Raw genomic sequence first — 15,329 nt, forward strand, 5'->3', positions numbered from 1 at the left:
TATCGGTTCGCTAGAACTCATCTTTTGCTAAATCGCTGGTGCTTAATAGGGCTTTATCTATTTGCAGGCGATTAATAGCGTCTTCAGTTTGAGCCAGTGCTAAGGCTACGTTTTTTTCGAAGTCTGTTTTCGAGGGGAATAAAAACGTTTGATAAATAACGTCCTGATTGGCCGTTATGGTTATCCAGCTTCCCCATCGTGCACTGGGCCGCTCGTTGATTGTTAAATTACCCGTGTAGGGACTGTCCCATTTATCGCTGAAGGCCCGGTAAAAACTGTGCCCGATCGATGAGACAGTGTGGTCAGTTAACAATCCGGGAACTTCGACCTCAACGGCCTGCAGGTTCCCTGCAGCGAGCAGGAGACTCGCTGCGGCGATCCAACTCAACGTGCGCTTCATGTGATTAACGCCTGAGGTTATCGTTTGCCCATGAAACCGCCTGAGTTCGGTTTTTAACAGCTATCTTCTTGAAAAGATTATAAAGGTGCGTCTTTACCGTATTTTCGCTGATAAATAACGAACGGGCGATTTCAATATTTGAAGCACCAATGCGTAATTTGTTCAGGATCTCTTTCTCACGGTGGGTGAGCAGCGCTGATTCCGAACTGTTATAGCGGTAATTTCCGGAGTGCGTGATGAGGTAGCTGGCCAGCTTTTGCGAGAAATAGCATTCGCCGCGCAATATGCCTTGCAGACCATCTACCACCCGAACTTCTTCTTCAGTGACGTAGAACACGCCATTGATATGCGGCCAGCTTTCAATATCTCTGAAAGGATATTCATCAGGCGTATTCAATAATAACACGCGGATATTATTGTTTTTCCTGCTTAAGTTATCTTGCCAGTAATGGATAAGCTTTTTATCGGCTTCCATCATATCAAACAGAATGATGCTGCCAGGCGCAATATCATCAAAAGAACGTTGAATATTATGCAATTTCCCGTTCAGTGATAGAGATTGCTTTAAATGTTGTAATAAAGCTGTCGCTTGCAGAGAAGGTTTTGTGATCAACAGTAATGTATGACCATGTAAACTATGGACTTCATTATACATGATGAAACCCCACTTATTTTTGGCACCTGACAGCCGCCCTCTCTGTAAAGAAGAGGGCACCAGAAGTACTGACAGATGTTGCACTGCTGTGTGTAGAATCAGAACATAACCTCCACAGGGAGGTAAATATAAAACCAATTTCGTACATCTAATTTCAATCTAGCTTTTACGAATTTTAAAGCAAGTGTTAATCATGTAACAAAATGTAAAAATCAATATTAATTTGTGAAAATTGCAGATTTTGAATGTTGTTATTTGATATGAAAGTTGTACATGGAAATAGTGGTGCATAGATTTTAAAAATCATACAAATATAATTAACTAGTTAATATTTATAAGTATTTATTATTTTATTTAGTTTGTGCCCAGGTATGAGTAACTGATACTTTCTAAGTCATGCCGTTCTGATTTTTCCGGCTTAAGAAAACTCGCCTTGTGTCACGCCCTGAAGAAAATGTCATCCTGGCGTTACGCTTAAACAACGCGGGAAGGGGCATGGACGGCTTTCTCGCCGTTGTACAACATGTCGCGCATAAATATTTCATAAAAAAATAAAAACGGCCTGTGTCATGCCTTTTATGGTGCAAATTACAACTTTGTGGTGACCTGAAAAATAAAAATAAGCCGCGCGGGTGAGATATTTAAAATGTTTCAGCGGACATACTCTTCACCGTAACGACGCGTTAACAAAAACGTGTCGTTTAATACGAAATACGATCAGGGTGTTTTCAGGTAGCCGGGTCCAGGGTGACAACATGAAAAACACATCGTTATTTTTGATGTTTACATTACTGGGTGCGCCTGGATTTGTAACCGCCGCGAATTCAGATTTGGCAAACGCTGAATATAATTTTGCGGTTAATGAATTAAGTTATTCATCATTAAATCAGGCAGCCATTATTGGTCAACAGGGCGTATTTAATGACGCTCAGCTTCGCCAGGAAGGATCGAAACTCTTGTCCGTCATTTCTCAGGATGGGGCAGGCAACAGAGCGAGAGTTGATCAATCAGGGACTTACAATATTGCCTGGATCGATCAGAGCGGTAACGGGAACGATGCAGGTATTACGCAAGATGGATATGGTAATAGTGCGAAAATTATCCAGAAAGGGTCGGGTAATAGAGCAAATATTACGCAGTACGGTACGCAGAAAACCGCAGTTGTAGTGCAGAAACAGTCGCAGATGGCAATTCGCGTTATTCAGCGCTAGCTATTTCGCGACGACGTTAATCAATCCGATGGGGGTTTACCATGAAATTTATCAAAGTGGCAGCACTTGCAGCAATCGTCGTTTCTGGTAGTGCTATGGCTGGTATGATTAATCAGGGCGGATGGGGTCATGGACACGGTCATGGCGGAAACAGTGGTCCAAATTCAACCCTGAATATTTATCAGAACGGTGGCGGTAACTCCGCGCTGGCGTTGCAGACAGATGCCAGAAATTCCGTTCTTAATATTAGCCAGACCGGTGGCGGTAACGGGGCTGATGTCGGTCAGGGTTCTGACGACAGCAAAATCAACCTGACCCAGAACGGCTTTGGCAACAGTGCGACTCTCGATCAGTGGAACAGCAAAAAATCCGTTATGAATGTTAGCCAGTACGGCGGCCTTAACGGTGCGCTCGTAGACCAGACGGCGTCTAACTCCACCGTCAACGTTACCCAGATCGGCTTTGGTAACCACGCGACAGCGCATCAGTACTGATACTGAAATCTGTACTACAAAAAAACAGGGCCGATGCCCTGTTTTTTTTCGGGAGTTCCTCATGAATACCTTCATTCTCCTTGCCGCGCTTTCCGGGCAGATAACCTTTCAAACGTCACAGCAGGGAAATATGACGACCATTATTCCGCAGGTCATTTTGACGGAACCGTGTGATTGTCAGGTTCAGATCCTCTCTTTGAAGGAAGGGCAGAGTGGGCAAAGTGCTTCGCGACAGCAAAATACCCTTTTTATTCCCGCTAATCAGCCGATTGATTTAACGCGGTTGAGTTTAACTATTTCTGCGGAAGACACGATCAACATCGTTGTCACCGTCACGGATGGAAAAGCGCTTCATTTATCACAGCAGTGGTCGCCAGCCGGGGGTGCGCTGTAAATATTCATGAAATCAATGCATTGTGAATATTTGCCGTTGAACTAAGCTGTTATCAGGAACTGCGTTGTTAGGTTCCGTAACGTCAGCCTTCGTTTGCATAATGAAGCGCGTTTGCCCCTCATGGACGATTTTCATTGAGGAGTACATATCGTGACCCACTCTTTTGCACATCTTTTTTCAGGTCTGGGCCTGCTTGTTTCGGCATTTATCGCTCCAGCTTATTCGGCCACGCTCGCGCAGGGCGGCGTTATTCACTTTCGCGGCGCAATCGTTGCTGACCCTTGCGAAGTTACCCAGCAGCAACGGCAGCTGGCGGTGTCGTGTCCGGAAAAAAATCGTATGCAAACGCGTATGGTGAGTTACGGCGACGCGCTGGACGGCAAGGCGACGGCTTCCGGCCTGGCGACAGTGAATATGACGTACCTGAATCCTGAAAAAACGCTCGCGGTTGTTCAGATCCAGTACCGTTAATACCCGTGAGCGCCCGCCGGTGGGCGCGGTTTTATGCCTATCGTTTTTCTCAATAACCCCTCTGCGATACACTTATAAAAAAGGCGGGCAGCAGAGGGGCTTTATGAAACCGCAAATTGAAGTTATTCATGGCGATATTACGACAGTTCATGTCGACGTCATCGTCAATGCAGCCAATCCTTCCCTGATGGGGGGAGGAGGCGTAGACGGCGCTATTCACCGGGCTGCCGGACCGCAGTTACTGGAAGCCTGTAAAATCGTGCGTCAGCAACAGGGTGAATGCCCTCCGGGCCATGCGGTGATTACGCTGGCGGGCAACCTTCCTGCCAAAGCGGTGATTCATGCTGTCGGGCCCGTGTGGCACGGCGGAGACCAGCATGAAGCGAGCCTTCTGGAGGAGGCATACCGAAACTGTCTGCGGCTTGCCGCCGACAACGGCTATAAAACGATGGCGTTCCCGGCCATCAGCACCGGCGTGTATGGATATCCTAAGGCGGCAGCGGCGACCATCGCCGTCGAAACGGTTTACCGCTATTTGTCGCTTAAACCGCTGCCAGAGAAGGTGATTTTTGTCTGCTTCGATGAAGACACCACGCATCTTTATCAGCGGCTTCTGACTCAGCGCAGACAAGAGCTGGAGAGCTGAAGCGAAGGCGGCGCACCGTGAGTGCGCCGCGCTGCTCAGGCGGCTTTCGGCTGAGGTTTTCCTGAAAACAGGAAGCGCAGAAGAGGGATCCGCAGATGGATCTCGTAGAGTACGACGGCAATCCCCACCACAAACACCAGCCCGGTAAAGAAGCCCAGCGTGTTGGATGCGATATGCGGCGTGATGTATGCCCCGAAGAACAGCGTCAACGGGTGGTGCACCAGATAGATAAACAGTGAGGCATTGACGAAGTAGGTCACGCGGCTGGACTTAAAGTTCAGCAAACGGTGGCCGAGCGCGAACACTACGTTCACCATCCACAAGCCCAACAGCATGGTGATCACGCTTTCTGTTTCATACATCCAGGCGTCGCCACTCCCGTAGCGCTGGTTCAGCAGGTAGGCCACAAACGCGATGGCCGCACCCACCGCGCACCACGGTGACGGGGTGGTAAACAGCGCTTTAAGCCTCGGATGAATAAAGGCCAGCGCGCCAATTAAAAAGAACGGAATGTAGAACAGCGACTGCATCACCACAAAATTGAACAGGCCGTCGCTCAGTATCGGTGGATAGACAATAAACAGCGTGCGTCTCACCGCGGCATAGGCGATCCCCAGCAGTAAAAAGAGCACCGACAGTTTGCCCAGCGTGACGTTAGCGAAGAAAGAGTCTGCTGTCGTGCTGAGATGACGCCGCAGGCGGCTGAAAATCACCAGACTGACCGTGGTCAGCACCACCAGAACCAGCAGGAACCAGAGGTGAGACACCAGCTCCCAGACCAGCGTGTTGTACTTTTCATACAGCGAGAGATTCGGCCAGTTCTCCGCCTTGCCTTTAACGTATTGCAGCATAATGAACTGCGGCAGCGTCAGCAGCGGTATGGCGGTTAACATGGGAATACCTACGCGCTCCACGCGCACTTTCCACCAGCGCTTAAGCGGATAGCGTAAAAAAAGCATGTACGAGAAATAGCCGGAGATGACAAAAAACACCTGCATGCGGAAGGCGTGAATAAAGTCATTAAACAGCGTCAGCCACCAGGAGGGCATCTGGCTATTAACATGCCACGTGTGGCTGGAGTAAATCAGTGAAATATGAAAGGGGATCCCCAATAGCATCAGCCATGCCCGGATCGAGTCGAGGAAATATTCCCGTTGTATCGGTGTTGTGCTCATATAACGTTGCGCATTCTCAGACTTTTCGCCTTATCCCTAAGGCTCATAATGGTTACATTCGACGCCAACCCTACACCAAGACCGACACACTGTCTCCAGGATAAGCACGCAAAGTGAATAACGGGTTCTTTCATTTGCTTAATCCATGAGCCAGCAGCTGAACAAAGCAGTGATTATGTTGTCGGATTGCCTGAGTTTCCATTAAAATGGATCGGATCGATATAAGCACACAAAGGGGGAAGTGCTTACTTATTATGAAACATAAACCACAGATGATGAAAATGCGTTGGTTGGGTGTTGCGGTGGTGTTATCACTGTATACCTCATCGGCACTGGCCTTTAACATCGACGATGTCGCAAAACAGGCAAAATCGATGGCAGGCAAGAGCTACGAAACGCCGAAAAGTAACCTGCCCTCCGTTTTCCGCGACATGAAGTATGCGGACTATCAGCAGATCCAGTTCAACCACGATAAAGCGTACTGGAACAACGTTAAAACCCCGTTCAAGCTTGAATTTTATCATCAGGGTATGTACTTCGACACGCCTGTTGCCATCAATGAAGTGACGGCGACCGCGGTACGTAAGATCAAGTACAGCCCGGATTACTTCAATTTTGGCAATGTGCAGCACGACAAAGATACGGTGAAAGACCTGGGCTTCGCAGGCTTCAAGGTGCTTTACCCGATCAACAGCAAAGATAAAAACGACGAAATCGTTAGCATGCTTGGCGCCAGCTACTTCCGCGTGATTGGCGCGGGCCAGGTGTACGGGCTTTCTGCGCGCGGTCTGGCTATTGATACCGCGCTGCCATCAGGTGAAGAGTTCCCGCGTTTCCGCGAGTTCTGGATTGAGCGTCCAAAACCAACGGACAAACGTCTGACTATTTATGCGCTGCTGGATTCCCCACGCGCAACCGGTGCCTATCGCTTTGTGATTATGCCAGGTCGTGACACGGTCGTTGACGTGCAGTCTAAGGTTTACTTGCGTGACAAAGTGGGCAAACTGGGCGTCGCTCCGCTGACCAGTATGTTCCTGTTTGGGCCGAACCAGCCGTCACCGGCAACCAACTTCCGCCCGGAACTGCATGACTCCAACGGTCTGTCTATTCATGCCGGTAACGGTGAGTGGATCTGGCGTCCGCTGAATAACCCGAAACATCTGGCGGTCAGCAGCTTTGCGATGGAAAACCCGCAGGGCTTTGGCCTGCTGCAACGTGGCCGTCAGTTCTCTCGCTTTGAAGATCTCGACGACCGCTATGACCTGCGTCCAAGCGCCTGGGTTACGCCGAAAGGCGACTGGGGTAAAGGCAAGGTAGAGCTGGTTGAAATCCCAACCAACGACGAAACCAACGACAACATCGTCGCATACTGGACGCCGGATCAGCTGCCGGAAGCCGGTAAAGAGATGAACTTCAAGTACACCATTACCTTCAGCCGCGACGAAGATAAGCTGCATGCGCCGGATAACGCGTATGTGACGCAGACTCGCCGCTCTACGGGTGACGTGAAGCAGTCTAACCTGATCCGTCAGCCTGACGGTACGGTAGCGTTTGTTGTGGACTTTACCGGCCAGGATATGAAGAAACTGTCTCCTGATACTGCGGTGTCGGCCCAGGCCAGCATCGGTGACAACGGTGAAATCGTAGAGAACACCGTGCGTTACAACCCGGTAACCAAAGGCTGGCGTCTGACCCTGCGCGTGAAAGTGAAAGATCCGAAACAGACCACTGAAATGCGTGCTGCGCTGGTCAGTGAAGATCAGCCGCTGAGTGAAACCTGGAGCTACCAGCTACCTGCCAATGAATAATACATCTGAATATATTGATGCCATGCCGCTGACGGATATCGAAAAAGCGGCGCTGCCTAAGAGCGACATCCGCGCGGTTCATACCGCGCTGGATGGCGAACATCGTCAGTTTTCCCGTGATGATGATACGCCGCTGGGGTCAGTCAAGGCGCGTCTGGAGCAGGCCTGGCCGGACTCGCTGGCAGAAGGGCAGTTGATTAAAGACGACGAAGGACGCGATCAGCTTCAGGCGATGCCGAAAGCGACGCGTTCCTCAATGTTCCCCGATCCATGGCGCACCAACCCGGTTGGCCGCTTCTGGGATCGCCTGCGCGGGCGTGACGTCACGCCGCGCTATCTGTCGCGCCTGACGAAAGAAGAGCAGGCCTCCGAACAGAAATGGCGTACCGTGGGGACAATTCGCCGTTATATCCTGCTGCTTCTGACGCTGGCGCAGACGGTTGTCGCGACCTGGTATATGAAAACCATTCTGCCTTACCAGGGCTGGGCGTTTATCAATCCGACGGACATGATGGGCCAGGATCTCTGGGTCTCCTTCATGCAGCTGCTGCCGTATATCCTGCAGAGCGGCATTCTCCTGCTGTTCGCGGTCCTCTTCTGCTGGGTATCTGCCGGTTTCTGGACCGCGCTGATGGGCTTCCTGCAGCTGCTGATGGGACGGGACAAGTACAGCATTTCGGCGTCAACGGTCGGGGATGAACCCCTCAATCCCGAGCACCGTACCGCGCTGATTATGCCTATCTGTAACGAAGACGTTGACCGCGTATTTGCGGGGCTGCGTGCAACCTGGGAGTCCGTAAAGGCAACCGGTAATGCGGCGCATTTCGACGTTTACATCCTGAGTGACAGTTACAACCCGGATATCTGCGTTGCAGAGCAAAAAGCCTGGATGGAGCTGATTGCAGAAGTGCAGGGCGAAGGGCAGATCTTCTACCGCCGCCGCCGCCGTCGCGTGAAGCGTAAAAGCGGCAACATCGATGACTTCTGCCGCCGCTGGGGTAACCAGTATAGCTACATGGTCGTGCTGGATGCTGACTCCGTCATGAGCGGTGACTGCCTGAGCGGTCTGGTGCGTCTGATGGAAGCCAACCCGAACGCGGGGATCATTCAGTCTTCGCCAAAAGCATCCGGCATGGACACCCTGTACGCGCGCTGCCAGCAGTTCGCCACCCGTGTTTACGGCCCGCTGTTTACCGCCGGTCTGCACTTCTGGCAGTTGGGTGAGTCGCACTACTGGGGCCACAACGCCATTATCCGCGTGAAGCCGTTCATCGAACACTGTGCGCTGGCGCCGCTGCCGGGCGAGGGTTCGTTTGCCGGTTCGATTCTGTCGCATGACTTCGTGGAAGCGGCGCTGATGCGTCGTGCTGGATGGGGCGTCTGGATTGCCTACGACCTGCCGGGATCGTACGAAGAGCTGCCGCCGAACCTGCTGGACGAGCTCAAGCGCGACCGCCGCTGGTGTCACGGTAACCTGATGAACTTCCGCCTGTTCCTCGTAAAAGGGATGCACCCGGTTCACCGTGCGGTGTTCCTGACGGGCGTAATGTCTTATCTCTCCGCACCGCTGTGGTTTATGTTCCTCGCGCTCTCCACTGCGCTGCAGGTCGTCCATGCCCTGACGGAGCCGCAATACTTCCTGCAACCGCGCCAGCTGTTCCCGGTGTGGCCGCAGTGGCGTCCGGAGCTGGCGATTGCGCTCTTTGCTTCCACCATGGTGCTGCTGTTCCTGCCTAAGCTGCTCAGTATCATCCTGATCTGGTGCAAAGGCTCGAAAGAGTACGGCGGATTCTTCCGCGTCACCCTTTCGCTGCTGCTGGAAGTGCTGTTCTCCGTGCTGCTGGCGCCGGTGCGTATGCTGTTCCACACCGTGTTTGTGGTCAGTGCCTTCCTGGGCTGGGAAGTGGTCTGGAACTCACCGCAGCGTGATGACGACTCCACGCCGTGGAGTGAAGCCTTCATGCGCCACGGCTCTCAGCTGCTGCTGGGCCTGGTGTGGGCGGCCGGAATGGCCTGGCTGGATCTGCGCTTCCTGTTCTGGCTGGCGCCGATTGTCTTCTCGCTGATCCTGTCGCCGTTTGTGTCCGTGATCTCCAGCCGTTCAACGGTAGGGCTGCGTACCAAACGCTGGAAACTGTTCCTGATCCCGGAAGAGTATTCCCCGCCGCAGGTGCTGGTGGATACCGATACCTATCTGGAGCAGAACCGTAACCGCACGCTGGACGATGGCTTTATGCACGCCGTGTTTAATCCGTCATTCAACGCTCTGGCGACGGCAATGGCCACCGCGCGCCACCGCGCAAGCCAGGTGCTGGAGATTGCCCGCGATCGTCACGTTGAGCAGGCGCTTAATGAGACTCCGGAAAAACTCAATCGCGACCGTCGTCTGGTGCTGCTGAGCGATCCGGTCACGATGGCAAGACTTCACTATCGCGTATGGTCCGCTCCGGAGAAGTACTCTTCGTGGGTGAACTACTACAAAGAGCTGAAGCTGAACCCGCTGGCGCTGAAGGCGAAGTAAGCGGTTAAGCAAGGCGGGTAAGCAAAGCGCCACCCGCCAGATAAAATACCGGCTGTGAGGCCGGTATTTTTTTAGAGGTTACTGATGAAAATAATCATCGTCGTCATGATGGCATGCCTGCTGAGCGGCTGCGGCAGCATCATCAGCCGCACTATTCCAGGTCAGGGCCATGGCAACCAGTACTACCCGGGCGTAAAATGGGATGTCCGTGATTCCGCATGGCGCTACCTGACGGTGCTCGATCTGCCGTTCTCGCTGATTTTCGACACGCTGTTGCTGCCCATCGATGCCAGCCACGGCCCGTACGAGTAGCGTAAATTAACGCTCGTCCCATTCATCGGCTGCGGTTTGACCTTCTTCCGTATCCAGCGGTGGCTCGAGCTGAAATTCGCCCTCATCCCACTCGTGCAGCGTATTCTCCTCCAGCCATTCCTGGCGTAACTCGATTTCATCATAGTCGCCATCAAACACGGCCTGCGCACCTGCACCGCTCAGGACCGGCAAACATTCTCCTTCTTCGCCTTCATCGGCAAAGAATTCGGCCTGCCACATAATATCCCCATCCTGCAGAACATATTTTTGGATATTAAGTTGTTGCACGTCAGCATCTTCTTCCTCAACGCCGGGATTATCGGCAAGGAACTCTTCACGAGCGGCATCAATAGCTTCTTCCAGCGTGGCGTACATGGTCATTGGTGTCTCCCTGTTTTCCAGAAGGTTTCAGGGAAAGAATAGCTGAATATCAGATTCTGCAAGTATGAATGCGAAAATAAGCCGTCAGGCGTTCTTCTTATTCCGTCACCGGCCGTAACGCGCGGGATAAACTGAACCACGAGTAAATCGCGTTGAACAGCACCACGCCTGCCGTCACGATAAAGACGGCGCGAAAACCGAAGCTGGCGGAAATACCCGCCCCGAGAAGCGGCCCGGTGACGTTACCGATATCGCGAAACGACTGGTTATAGCTAAAGATACGCCCGGCAATCTGATTCGTGGAGTTGTAGACCAGCAGGGTCTGTACGGCGGGCAGCAACGCCCCGTCGGCGGCGCCCAGCAAAAAGCGAAGCACGCCCAGCTGCCACGGAGAGTGCACTATCGACATGGGGATAAGCAGCAGGACGGAAATGATCAGTGCGCAGATCAGGATCTTTTCCGGGCCGACCCGGTCACCCAATTTCCCCAGTCTCGGTGCGCTAACCAGCGCCGCCACGCCGGGCACAGAGGCAATCAGTCCGCTGATAAACGCAATATTGCTGACGTTACCCGCCAGGTCGCGAACGTATAGGGTGAGAATAGGAGCGATCGATCCGGTTGCCACCTGAATGATCAATGTCGTTACGAACAGGCTCAGCACCAGTCTGGGATTTTTAAGCGAGGTCAGCACGTCTCTGGCGTGAAGCATCTCTTTTTTGGCGACGGGCGTAAATTTTTCACGGATGCAGACCAGGGTGACGATAAAGCACAGGAACAACACGCTGGCGGTGATGAAAAAGACCGGGCGCAGGCCGTAGTTATCCGCCAGTAATCCCCCAGCCAGCGGCCCAAGCAGGGCGCCGCTCACGCCACCGGTTGAGAGCGTGCCAAGCGCCCAGCCGCTCTTATGGCGAGGAATTTGCGTGGCGATCAGGGCGTTCGCGTTGGGAATAAATCCGCCCAATAAGCCCAGCAATGCGCGCAATATCAGGAACTGCCAGACGTTCTGCGCCACGCCCATCAGCGCCATGATAATCGCCATCCCCAGCGCCGAACGCAGGAGCATGATTTTACGTCCCTTGCGGTCGGCAAGGCCGCCCCAGAAGGGCGAGGCAATGGCGGAAAAGAGAAACGTGATGCTGAATACCAGGCCAGACCACATGTTGAGTGCGCTATGGCCCGTCACGCCCAGCTGTTCGACGTAGAGCGGCAGGAAAGGCATGACCAGGCTAAACGCCGCGCCGGTAAGAAAACAGCCAAGCCACGCAACCGTGAGGTTACGCTTCCAGTTTATGGGGGCATCTGAGGGTGTCATAACAATCCGCATAGTGAGGTGCAGAGCACCTGAGGCATGAAGTAATAAGCCTGCTAATTATGCGCCTGGGTTATGATTGCCGCAATGAGGGGGAGCTTTTAAAGCTAAAATAGCATGCGGCCCTGAGGGCCGCATGAGGATCAATAGCGGGAAGGCGTGCCTTCTGGCCGCGTTTTAAAGCGTCGATGCAGCCACATGTACTGCTCGGGTGCCAGCATGATGCACTTCTCCACAACGCCGTTCATCCAGCGCGCGGTAGTTTCCGCATCTTCCAGCGGTGGCGCGAGTTCCGGCTCAAGCATCATCAGCTCGTAGCCTGAGCCATCCGGCATACGGCGGGGAACAAAGGGAACGATGGCGGCTTTGGACATCCGCGCCAGCATCCAGGTGCCGGTCGTGGTGGCGGCCTCATCAACGGCGAAGAAGGGGACAAAGACGCTGGCCTGGGGGCCATAGTCGTGATCGGGGGCATACCAGACCACTTCACCGGACTTCAGCGCGCGGATCATGCCCTTCAGATCCTTACGGTCGATCATGCTTTTGTTGGAGCGCATGCGGCCGTTGGTCTGGATGAGATCGATAACCGGGTTGTCGTTAGGACGGTAAACCCCGATGCCGGGCGCCTGCATGCCAAACATACGCGCCCCGATTTCGAGCGTCAGGAAATGGACGCCGATCAGCAACACGCCGGTCTGATTGGCCTGAAGCGTATGCACCGGCTCCATGCCGGTGCCTGTAACCTTGCTCCAGCGGGCCATACGTTTGTCCGACCAGAACCACGCCATGCCGGTCTCCATGAGACCCATGCCGACGGATTCGAAATTCTTCGAGACCATATCATGGCGCTCTGCCTCGCTCATCTGCGGAAAGCACAGCTCAAGGTTACGATACGCGATGCGGGCGCGGCGCTTCATAAGCGTTTGCGCGAGTCGGCCTAATGATGTACCTAACCGGAAGATAACAGGGTAGGGAAGCTGTACCAGTAGCCATAAAAAGCCAATGCCAAGCCAGGTCATCCAATAGCGGGGGTGCAAAAGGGCGACGGTAAATTTTGGTAACTGGGTCATGTCTTTCCTGTGTTCAAACGTCCTGTTTCGCTATTGTCGCATTTTTTGAGACGTAGCCAAAATATCTGCCGTCGAAACCTGCACGACGACGGCGATTGTTAAGCCTGATTCATCAGGGTGTGTGAAATGTAGCGTAAATTGTGTGGATGTAAATTGGTTTTGTTTGCTATATGATGCCGACCGATTTTGATTCTCTCTGACGATTGCAGGACTTGTACACCATGCCAGTGTTACACAACCGCGTTTCGAATGAGATGTTAAAGGCGCGCATGTTGGCTGAAACCGAACCGCGCACAACCATCTCCTTCTACAAATACTTCACCATCGACGATCCGCAGGCGACCCGCGATGCGCTTTATCAGGCCTTCACGGCGCTGAACGTTTTCGGGCGCGTCTACCTTGCCCGCGAAGGCATTAACGCGCAGATTAGCGTGCCGGAAAGCAAAGTGAATGCGTTCCGCGACGCGCTTTATAGCTTCGATCCGGCCCTCAACGGCTTACGCCTGAACATTGCCCTGGATGACGATGGAAAATCGTTCTGGGTGCTGCGCATGAAGGTGCGTGAACGCATCGTGGCGGACGGTATTGACGATCCTGAGTTTAACCCGGCGGACGTCGGCGAATATCTGAAGGCCGCGGAAGTGAATGCGATGCTGGACGATCCGGATGCCGTGTTCATTGATATGCGTAACCACTACGAGTACGAAGTGGGGCATTTCGAAAACGCGATGGAGATTCCGGCCGATACCTTCCGCGAGCAACTGCCTAAAGCGGTGGAGATGATGCAGGAGCATAAGGATAAAAAAATCGTTATGTACTGCACCGGCGGTATCCGCTGCGAGAAGGCCAGCGCGTGGATGAAGCACAATGGGTTCAACAAGGTCTGGCACATTGAAGGCGGTATTATCGAGTACGCCCGCCGCGCCCGTGAGCAGGGCTTACCGGTACGCTTTATCGGTAAAAACTTCGTCTTTGACGAGCGCATGGGCGAGCGCATTTCTGAAGATGTGATTGCCCAGTGCCACCAGTGCGGCGCGCCGTGCGATACCCACACCAACTGCAAAAACGACGGGTGTCATCTGCTGTTTATTCAGTGCCCGGCCTGTGCCGAGAAGTTTAACGGCTGCTGTAGCGAGCTGTGCAGCGAAGAGAGCGTCCTGCCGGAAGAAGAGCAGCGTCGTCGTCGCGCGGGGCGTGAAAACGGTAATAAGATTTTTAATAAATCACGCGGCCGTCTGAATACCAAACTGGGTATTCCTGACCCGGAATGATAATAACGCCCGGCACGGCGAAAGCCTGCCGGGCGAATCTATTACGACTTCTGCTGCACACCTTCAACGGAAATAACCAGCTCAACGTCCTGCGACGCCGGGCCTAAATCCGTTGTGATATTAAAATCTTTCAGGTGAATTTTACCCGCCGCTTCAAAACCTGCGCGTTTTCCGCCCCACGGATCGTCGCCCTGACCGATCAATTTCGCATCCAGAGTCACGGGTTTAGTTACGCCATTCAGCGTCAGATTCCCGGTAATAGCCAATTTATCACCGTCTTTCTTAACTTCCGTGGAGGTGAAGGTGGCCTGTGGGAATTTTGTGACGTTGAGGAACTCTGCGCTGCGCAGGTGTTTATCGCGCTCAGCATGGTTCGTGTCGACGCTGTTCGTATTAATGGTCACATTGACTTTATCTGCCGCAGGATTTTTCTCGTCAAAAGTAAATGTGCCGTCGAAATCTTTAAAGGTGCCGTACAGCCAGCTGTATCCCAGGTGCTGAATGCGGAAATTGACGAAAGCGTGCTGGCCCTCTTTATCAATTTTATAGTCAGCCGCTACGGCAGAACCGGTGGTGAATAACAGAGAACCGAGGGCAATACCCAGCAGGTGTTTTTTCATTTTATGCTCCAGAGTCAACTGACGAGCGGCCAAGCATGCGCTTAAGCGTATCGTCTTTATCAATAAAATGGTGTTTAAGGGCGGCGAGCCCGTGCAGTACGGACAGGATCACCACGCTCCAGGCAAGCCAGAGGTGAACGACGCCTGCCGTATCGGCCTGAGCCCCGGCATCGCTGAGCGTTGCCGGAACCTCGAACAGGCCAAAAACGCTAATCGGTTTGCCGTCTGCCGTTGAAATGAGATAGCCGCTGATCAGAATGGCGAAGAGCAGCGCGTAGAGCGCAATATGCGCGGCAACGGCGCTGACGCGGGTTATTTTTCCATATGTCTTTAGTGGCGCGGGCGGTGGGGAAATATGTCGCCAGATGGCGCGAAATACCAGCCCCAGCATCAGCAGAACCCCGATGCTTTTATGCAGCTCGGGTGCCTGATGATACCAGCCATCGTAATAGCTGAGCGTGACCATCCAGAGTCCAAGTCCGAACATACCGTAGACGGCAATGGCAAATATCCAGTGCAAACTTATGGATATTATTCCGTAGCGCCGGGAGGAGTTACGCAATTGCATCAGAATGTCCATTTTCAAAT

At 53.0% G+C, this 15,329-nt stretch carries 17 protein-coding genes; 9 read left to right on the forward strand and 8 right to left on the reverse strand.

The genetic code is table 11. The features are described from left to right. Positions 1-10: 10 nt before the first annotated feature. Together csgE and csgD are read right to left on the reverse strand one after the other, a co-directional pair. Positions 11-400 carry a curli production assembly/transport protein CsgE gene (csgE, locus tag ACMGGH_RS13660; protein WP_028012676.1) on the reverse strand — a complete coding sequence of 130 codons (390 nt, stop codon included), beginning with the start codon at positions 398-400 and terminating at the stop codon, positions 11-13. Positions 401-404: 4 nt separating this feature from the next. Further along, entirely contained in the window at positions 405-1,055 is a 651-nt protein-coding gene (csgD, locus tag ACMGGH_RS13665) for a biofilm master transcriptional regulator CsgD (protein ID WP_028012677.1), read from the reverse strand. Between the two features lie 755 nt (positions 1,056-1,810). On the opposite strand from csgD, the gene csgB reads away from it, so the two are divergent. From csgB to ymdB, 5 genes are all read left to right on the forward strand, one after another. Continuing rightward, complete coding sequence (gene csgB / locus ACMGGH_RS13670; RefSeq protein ID WP_028012679.1) at positions 1,811-2,266, forward strand: curli minor subunit CsgB; 456 nt, start codon at positions 1,811-1,813, stop codon at positions 2,264-2,266. Between the two features lie 41 nt (positions 2,267-2,307). Then, positions 2,308-2,760 (forward strand): curli major subunit CsgA, encoded by a 453-nt coding sequence (gene csgA, locus ACMGGH_RS13675; protein WP_047368274.1) that lies wholly within the window; start codon positions 2,308-2,310, stop codon positions 2,758-2,760. A 61-nt stretch (positions 2,761-2,821) separates the two neighbouring features. Further along, positions 2,822-3,154, forward strand: coding sequence for a curli assembly chaperone CsgC (gene csgC / locus ACMGGH_RS13680; protein WP_041910536.1), 333 nt, complete (start codon positions 2,822-2,824; stop codon positions 3,152-3,154). Positions 3,155-3,304: 150 nt separating this feature from the next. Next, positions 3,305-3,625: a type 1 fimbrial protein gene (locus tag ACMGGH_RS13685; RefSeq protein ID WP_232948076.1), complete on the forward strand. Its 321-nt coding sequence runs from the start codon at positions 3,305-3,307 to the stop codon at positions 3,623-3,625. Between the two features lie 103 nt (positions 3,626-3,728). Next, on the forward strand, positions 3,729-4,271 hold the full coding sequence (gene ymdB, locus ACMGGH_RS13690; protein WP_028012683.1) for an O-acetyl-ADP-ribose deacetylase: 543 nt from the start codon (positions 3,729-3,731) through the stop codon (positions 4,269-4,271). A 35-nt stretch (positions 4,272-4,306) separates the two neighbouring features. On the opposite strand, the gene mdoC is transcribed toward ymdB, so the two are convergent. Next, on the reverse strand, positions 4,307-5,446 hold the full coding sequence (gene mdoC / locus ACMGGH_RS13695) for a glucans biosynthesis protein MdoC (protein ID WP_028012684.1): 1,140 nt from the start codon (positions 5,444-5,446) through the stop codon (positions 4,307-4,309). A 254-nt stretch (positions 5,447-5,700) separates the two neighbouring features. Between mdoC and mdoG the strand changes: the two genes are divergently transcribed. From mdoG to ACMGGH_RS13710, 3 genes are all read left to right on the forward strand, one after another. Beyond that, positions 5,701-7,254, forward strand: a complete 1,554-nt coding sequence (gene mdoG / locus ACMGGH_RS13700; RefSeq protein ID WP_232948077.1) for a glucans biosynthesis protein MdoG — start codon at positions 5,701-5,703, stop codon at positions 7,252-7,254. Next, positions 7,247-9,775, forward strand: a complete 2,529-nt coding sequence (gene mdoH, locus ACMGGH_RS13705) for a glucans biosynthesis glucosyltransferase MdoH (protein WP_041910533.1) — start codon at positions 7,247-7,249, stop codon at positions 9,773-9,775. The genes mdoG and mdoH overlap by 8 nt, the downstream gene beginning before the upstream one ends. An 84-nt stretch (positions 9,776-9,859) precedes the next feature. Next, positions 9,860-10,087 carry a YceK/YidQ family lipoprotein gene (locus tag ACMGGH_RS13710; RefSeq protein ID WP_013097162.1) on the forward strand — a complete coding sequence of 76 codons (228 nt, stop codon included), beginning with the start codon at positions 9,860-9,862 and terminating at the stop codon, positions 10,085-10,087. 6 nt (positions 10,088-10,093) lie between these two features. Here the strand turns inward: ACMGGH_RS13710 and ACMGGH_RS13715 are convergent, their stop codons facing one another. The 3 genes from ACMGGH_RS13715 to ACMGGH_RS13725 form a co-directional block, all read right to left on the reverse strand. Then, complete coding sequence (locus tag ACMGGH_RS13715; protein ID WP_028012687.1) at positions 10,094-10,468, reverse strand: MysB family protein; 375 nt, start codon at positions 10,466-10,468, stop codon at positions 10,094-10,096. Positions 10,469-10,565: 97 nt separating this feature from the next. After that, positions 10,566-11,783, reverse strand: coding sequence for a multidrug efflux MFS transporter MdtG (gene mdtG, locus ACMGGH_RS13720; protein ID WP_232948078.1), 1,218 nt, complete (start codon positions 11,781-11,783; stop codon positions 10,566-10,568). 140 nt (positions 11,784-11,923) lie between these two features. After that, the gene (locus ACMGGH_RS13725; protein WP_028012689.1) at positions 11,924-12,850 is read right to left on the reverse strand and encodes a Kdo(2)-lipid IV(A) acyltransferase; all 927 of its coding nucleotides are present in this window, start codon (positions 12,848-12,850) and stop codon (positions 11,924-11,926) included. A 221-nt stretch (positions 12,851-13,071) separates the two neighbouring features. Here ACMGGH_RS13725 and ACMGGH_RS13730 point away from each other — a divergent pair, with 221 nt between their 5' ends. Further along, entirely contained in the window at positions 13,072-14,121 is a 1,050-nt protein-coding gene (locus ACMGGH_RS13730; protein WP_028012690.1) for a rhodanese-related sulfurtransferase, read from the forward strand. A 41-nt stretch (positions 14,122-14,162) separates the two neighbouring features. Here the strand turns inward: ACMGGH_RS13730 and ACMGGH_RS13735 are convergent, their stop codons facing one another. Both ACMGGH_RS13735 and ACMGGH_RS13740 read right to left on the reverse strand, forming a co-directional pair. Then, positions 14,163-14,741 carry a YceI family protein gene (locus tag ACMGGH_RS13735; RefSeq protein ID WP_028012691.1) on the reverse strand — a complete coding sequence of 193 codons (579 nt, stop codon included), beginning with the start codon at positions 14,739-14,741 and terminating at the stop codon, positions 14,163-14,165. A gap of 1 nt (position 14,742) precedes the next feature. After that, the gene (locus ACMGGH_RS13740) at positions 14,743-15,309 is read right to left on the reverse strand and encodes a cytochrome b (protein ID WP_028012692.1); all 567 of its coding nucleotides are present in this window, start codon (positions 15,307-15,309) and stop codon (positions 14,743-14,745) included. Positions 15,310-15,329: the final 20 nt, after the last annotated feature.

The sequence above is a fragment of the Enterobacter sp. BNK-16 genome (genome assembly GCF_048684955.1).
Lineage (GTDB): Bacteria > Pseudomonadota > Gammaproteobacteria > Enterobacterales > Enterobacteriaceae > Enterobacter > Enterobacter bugandensis.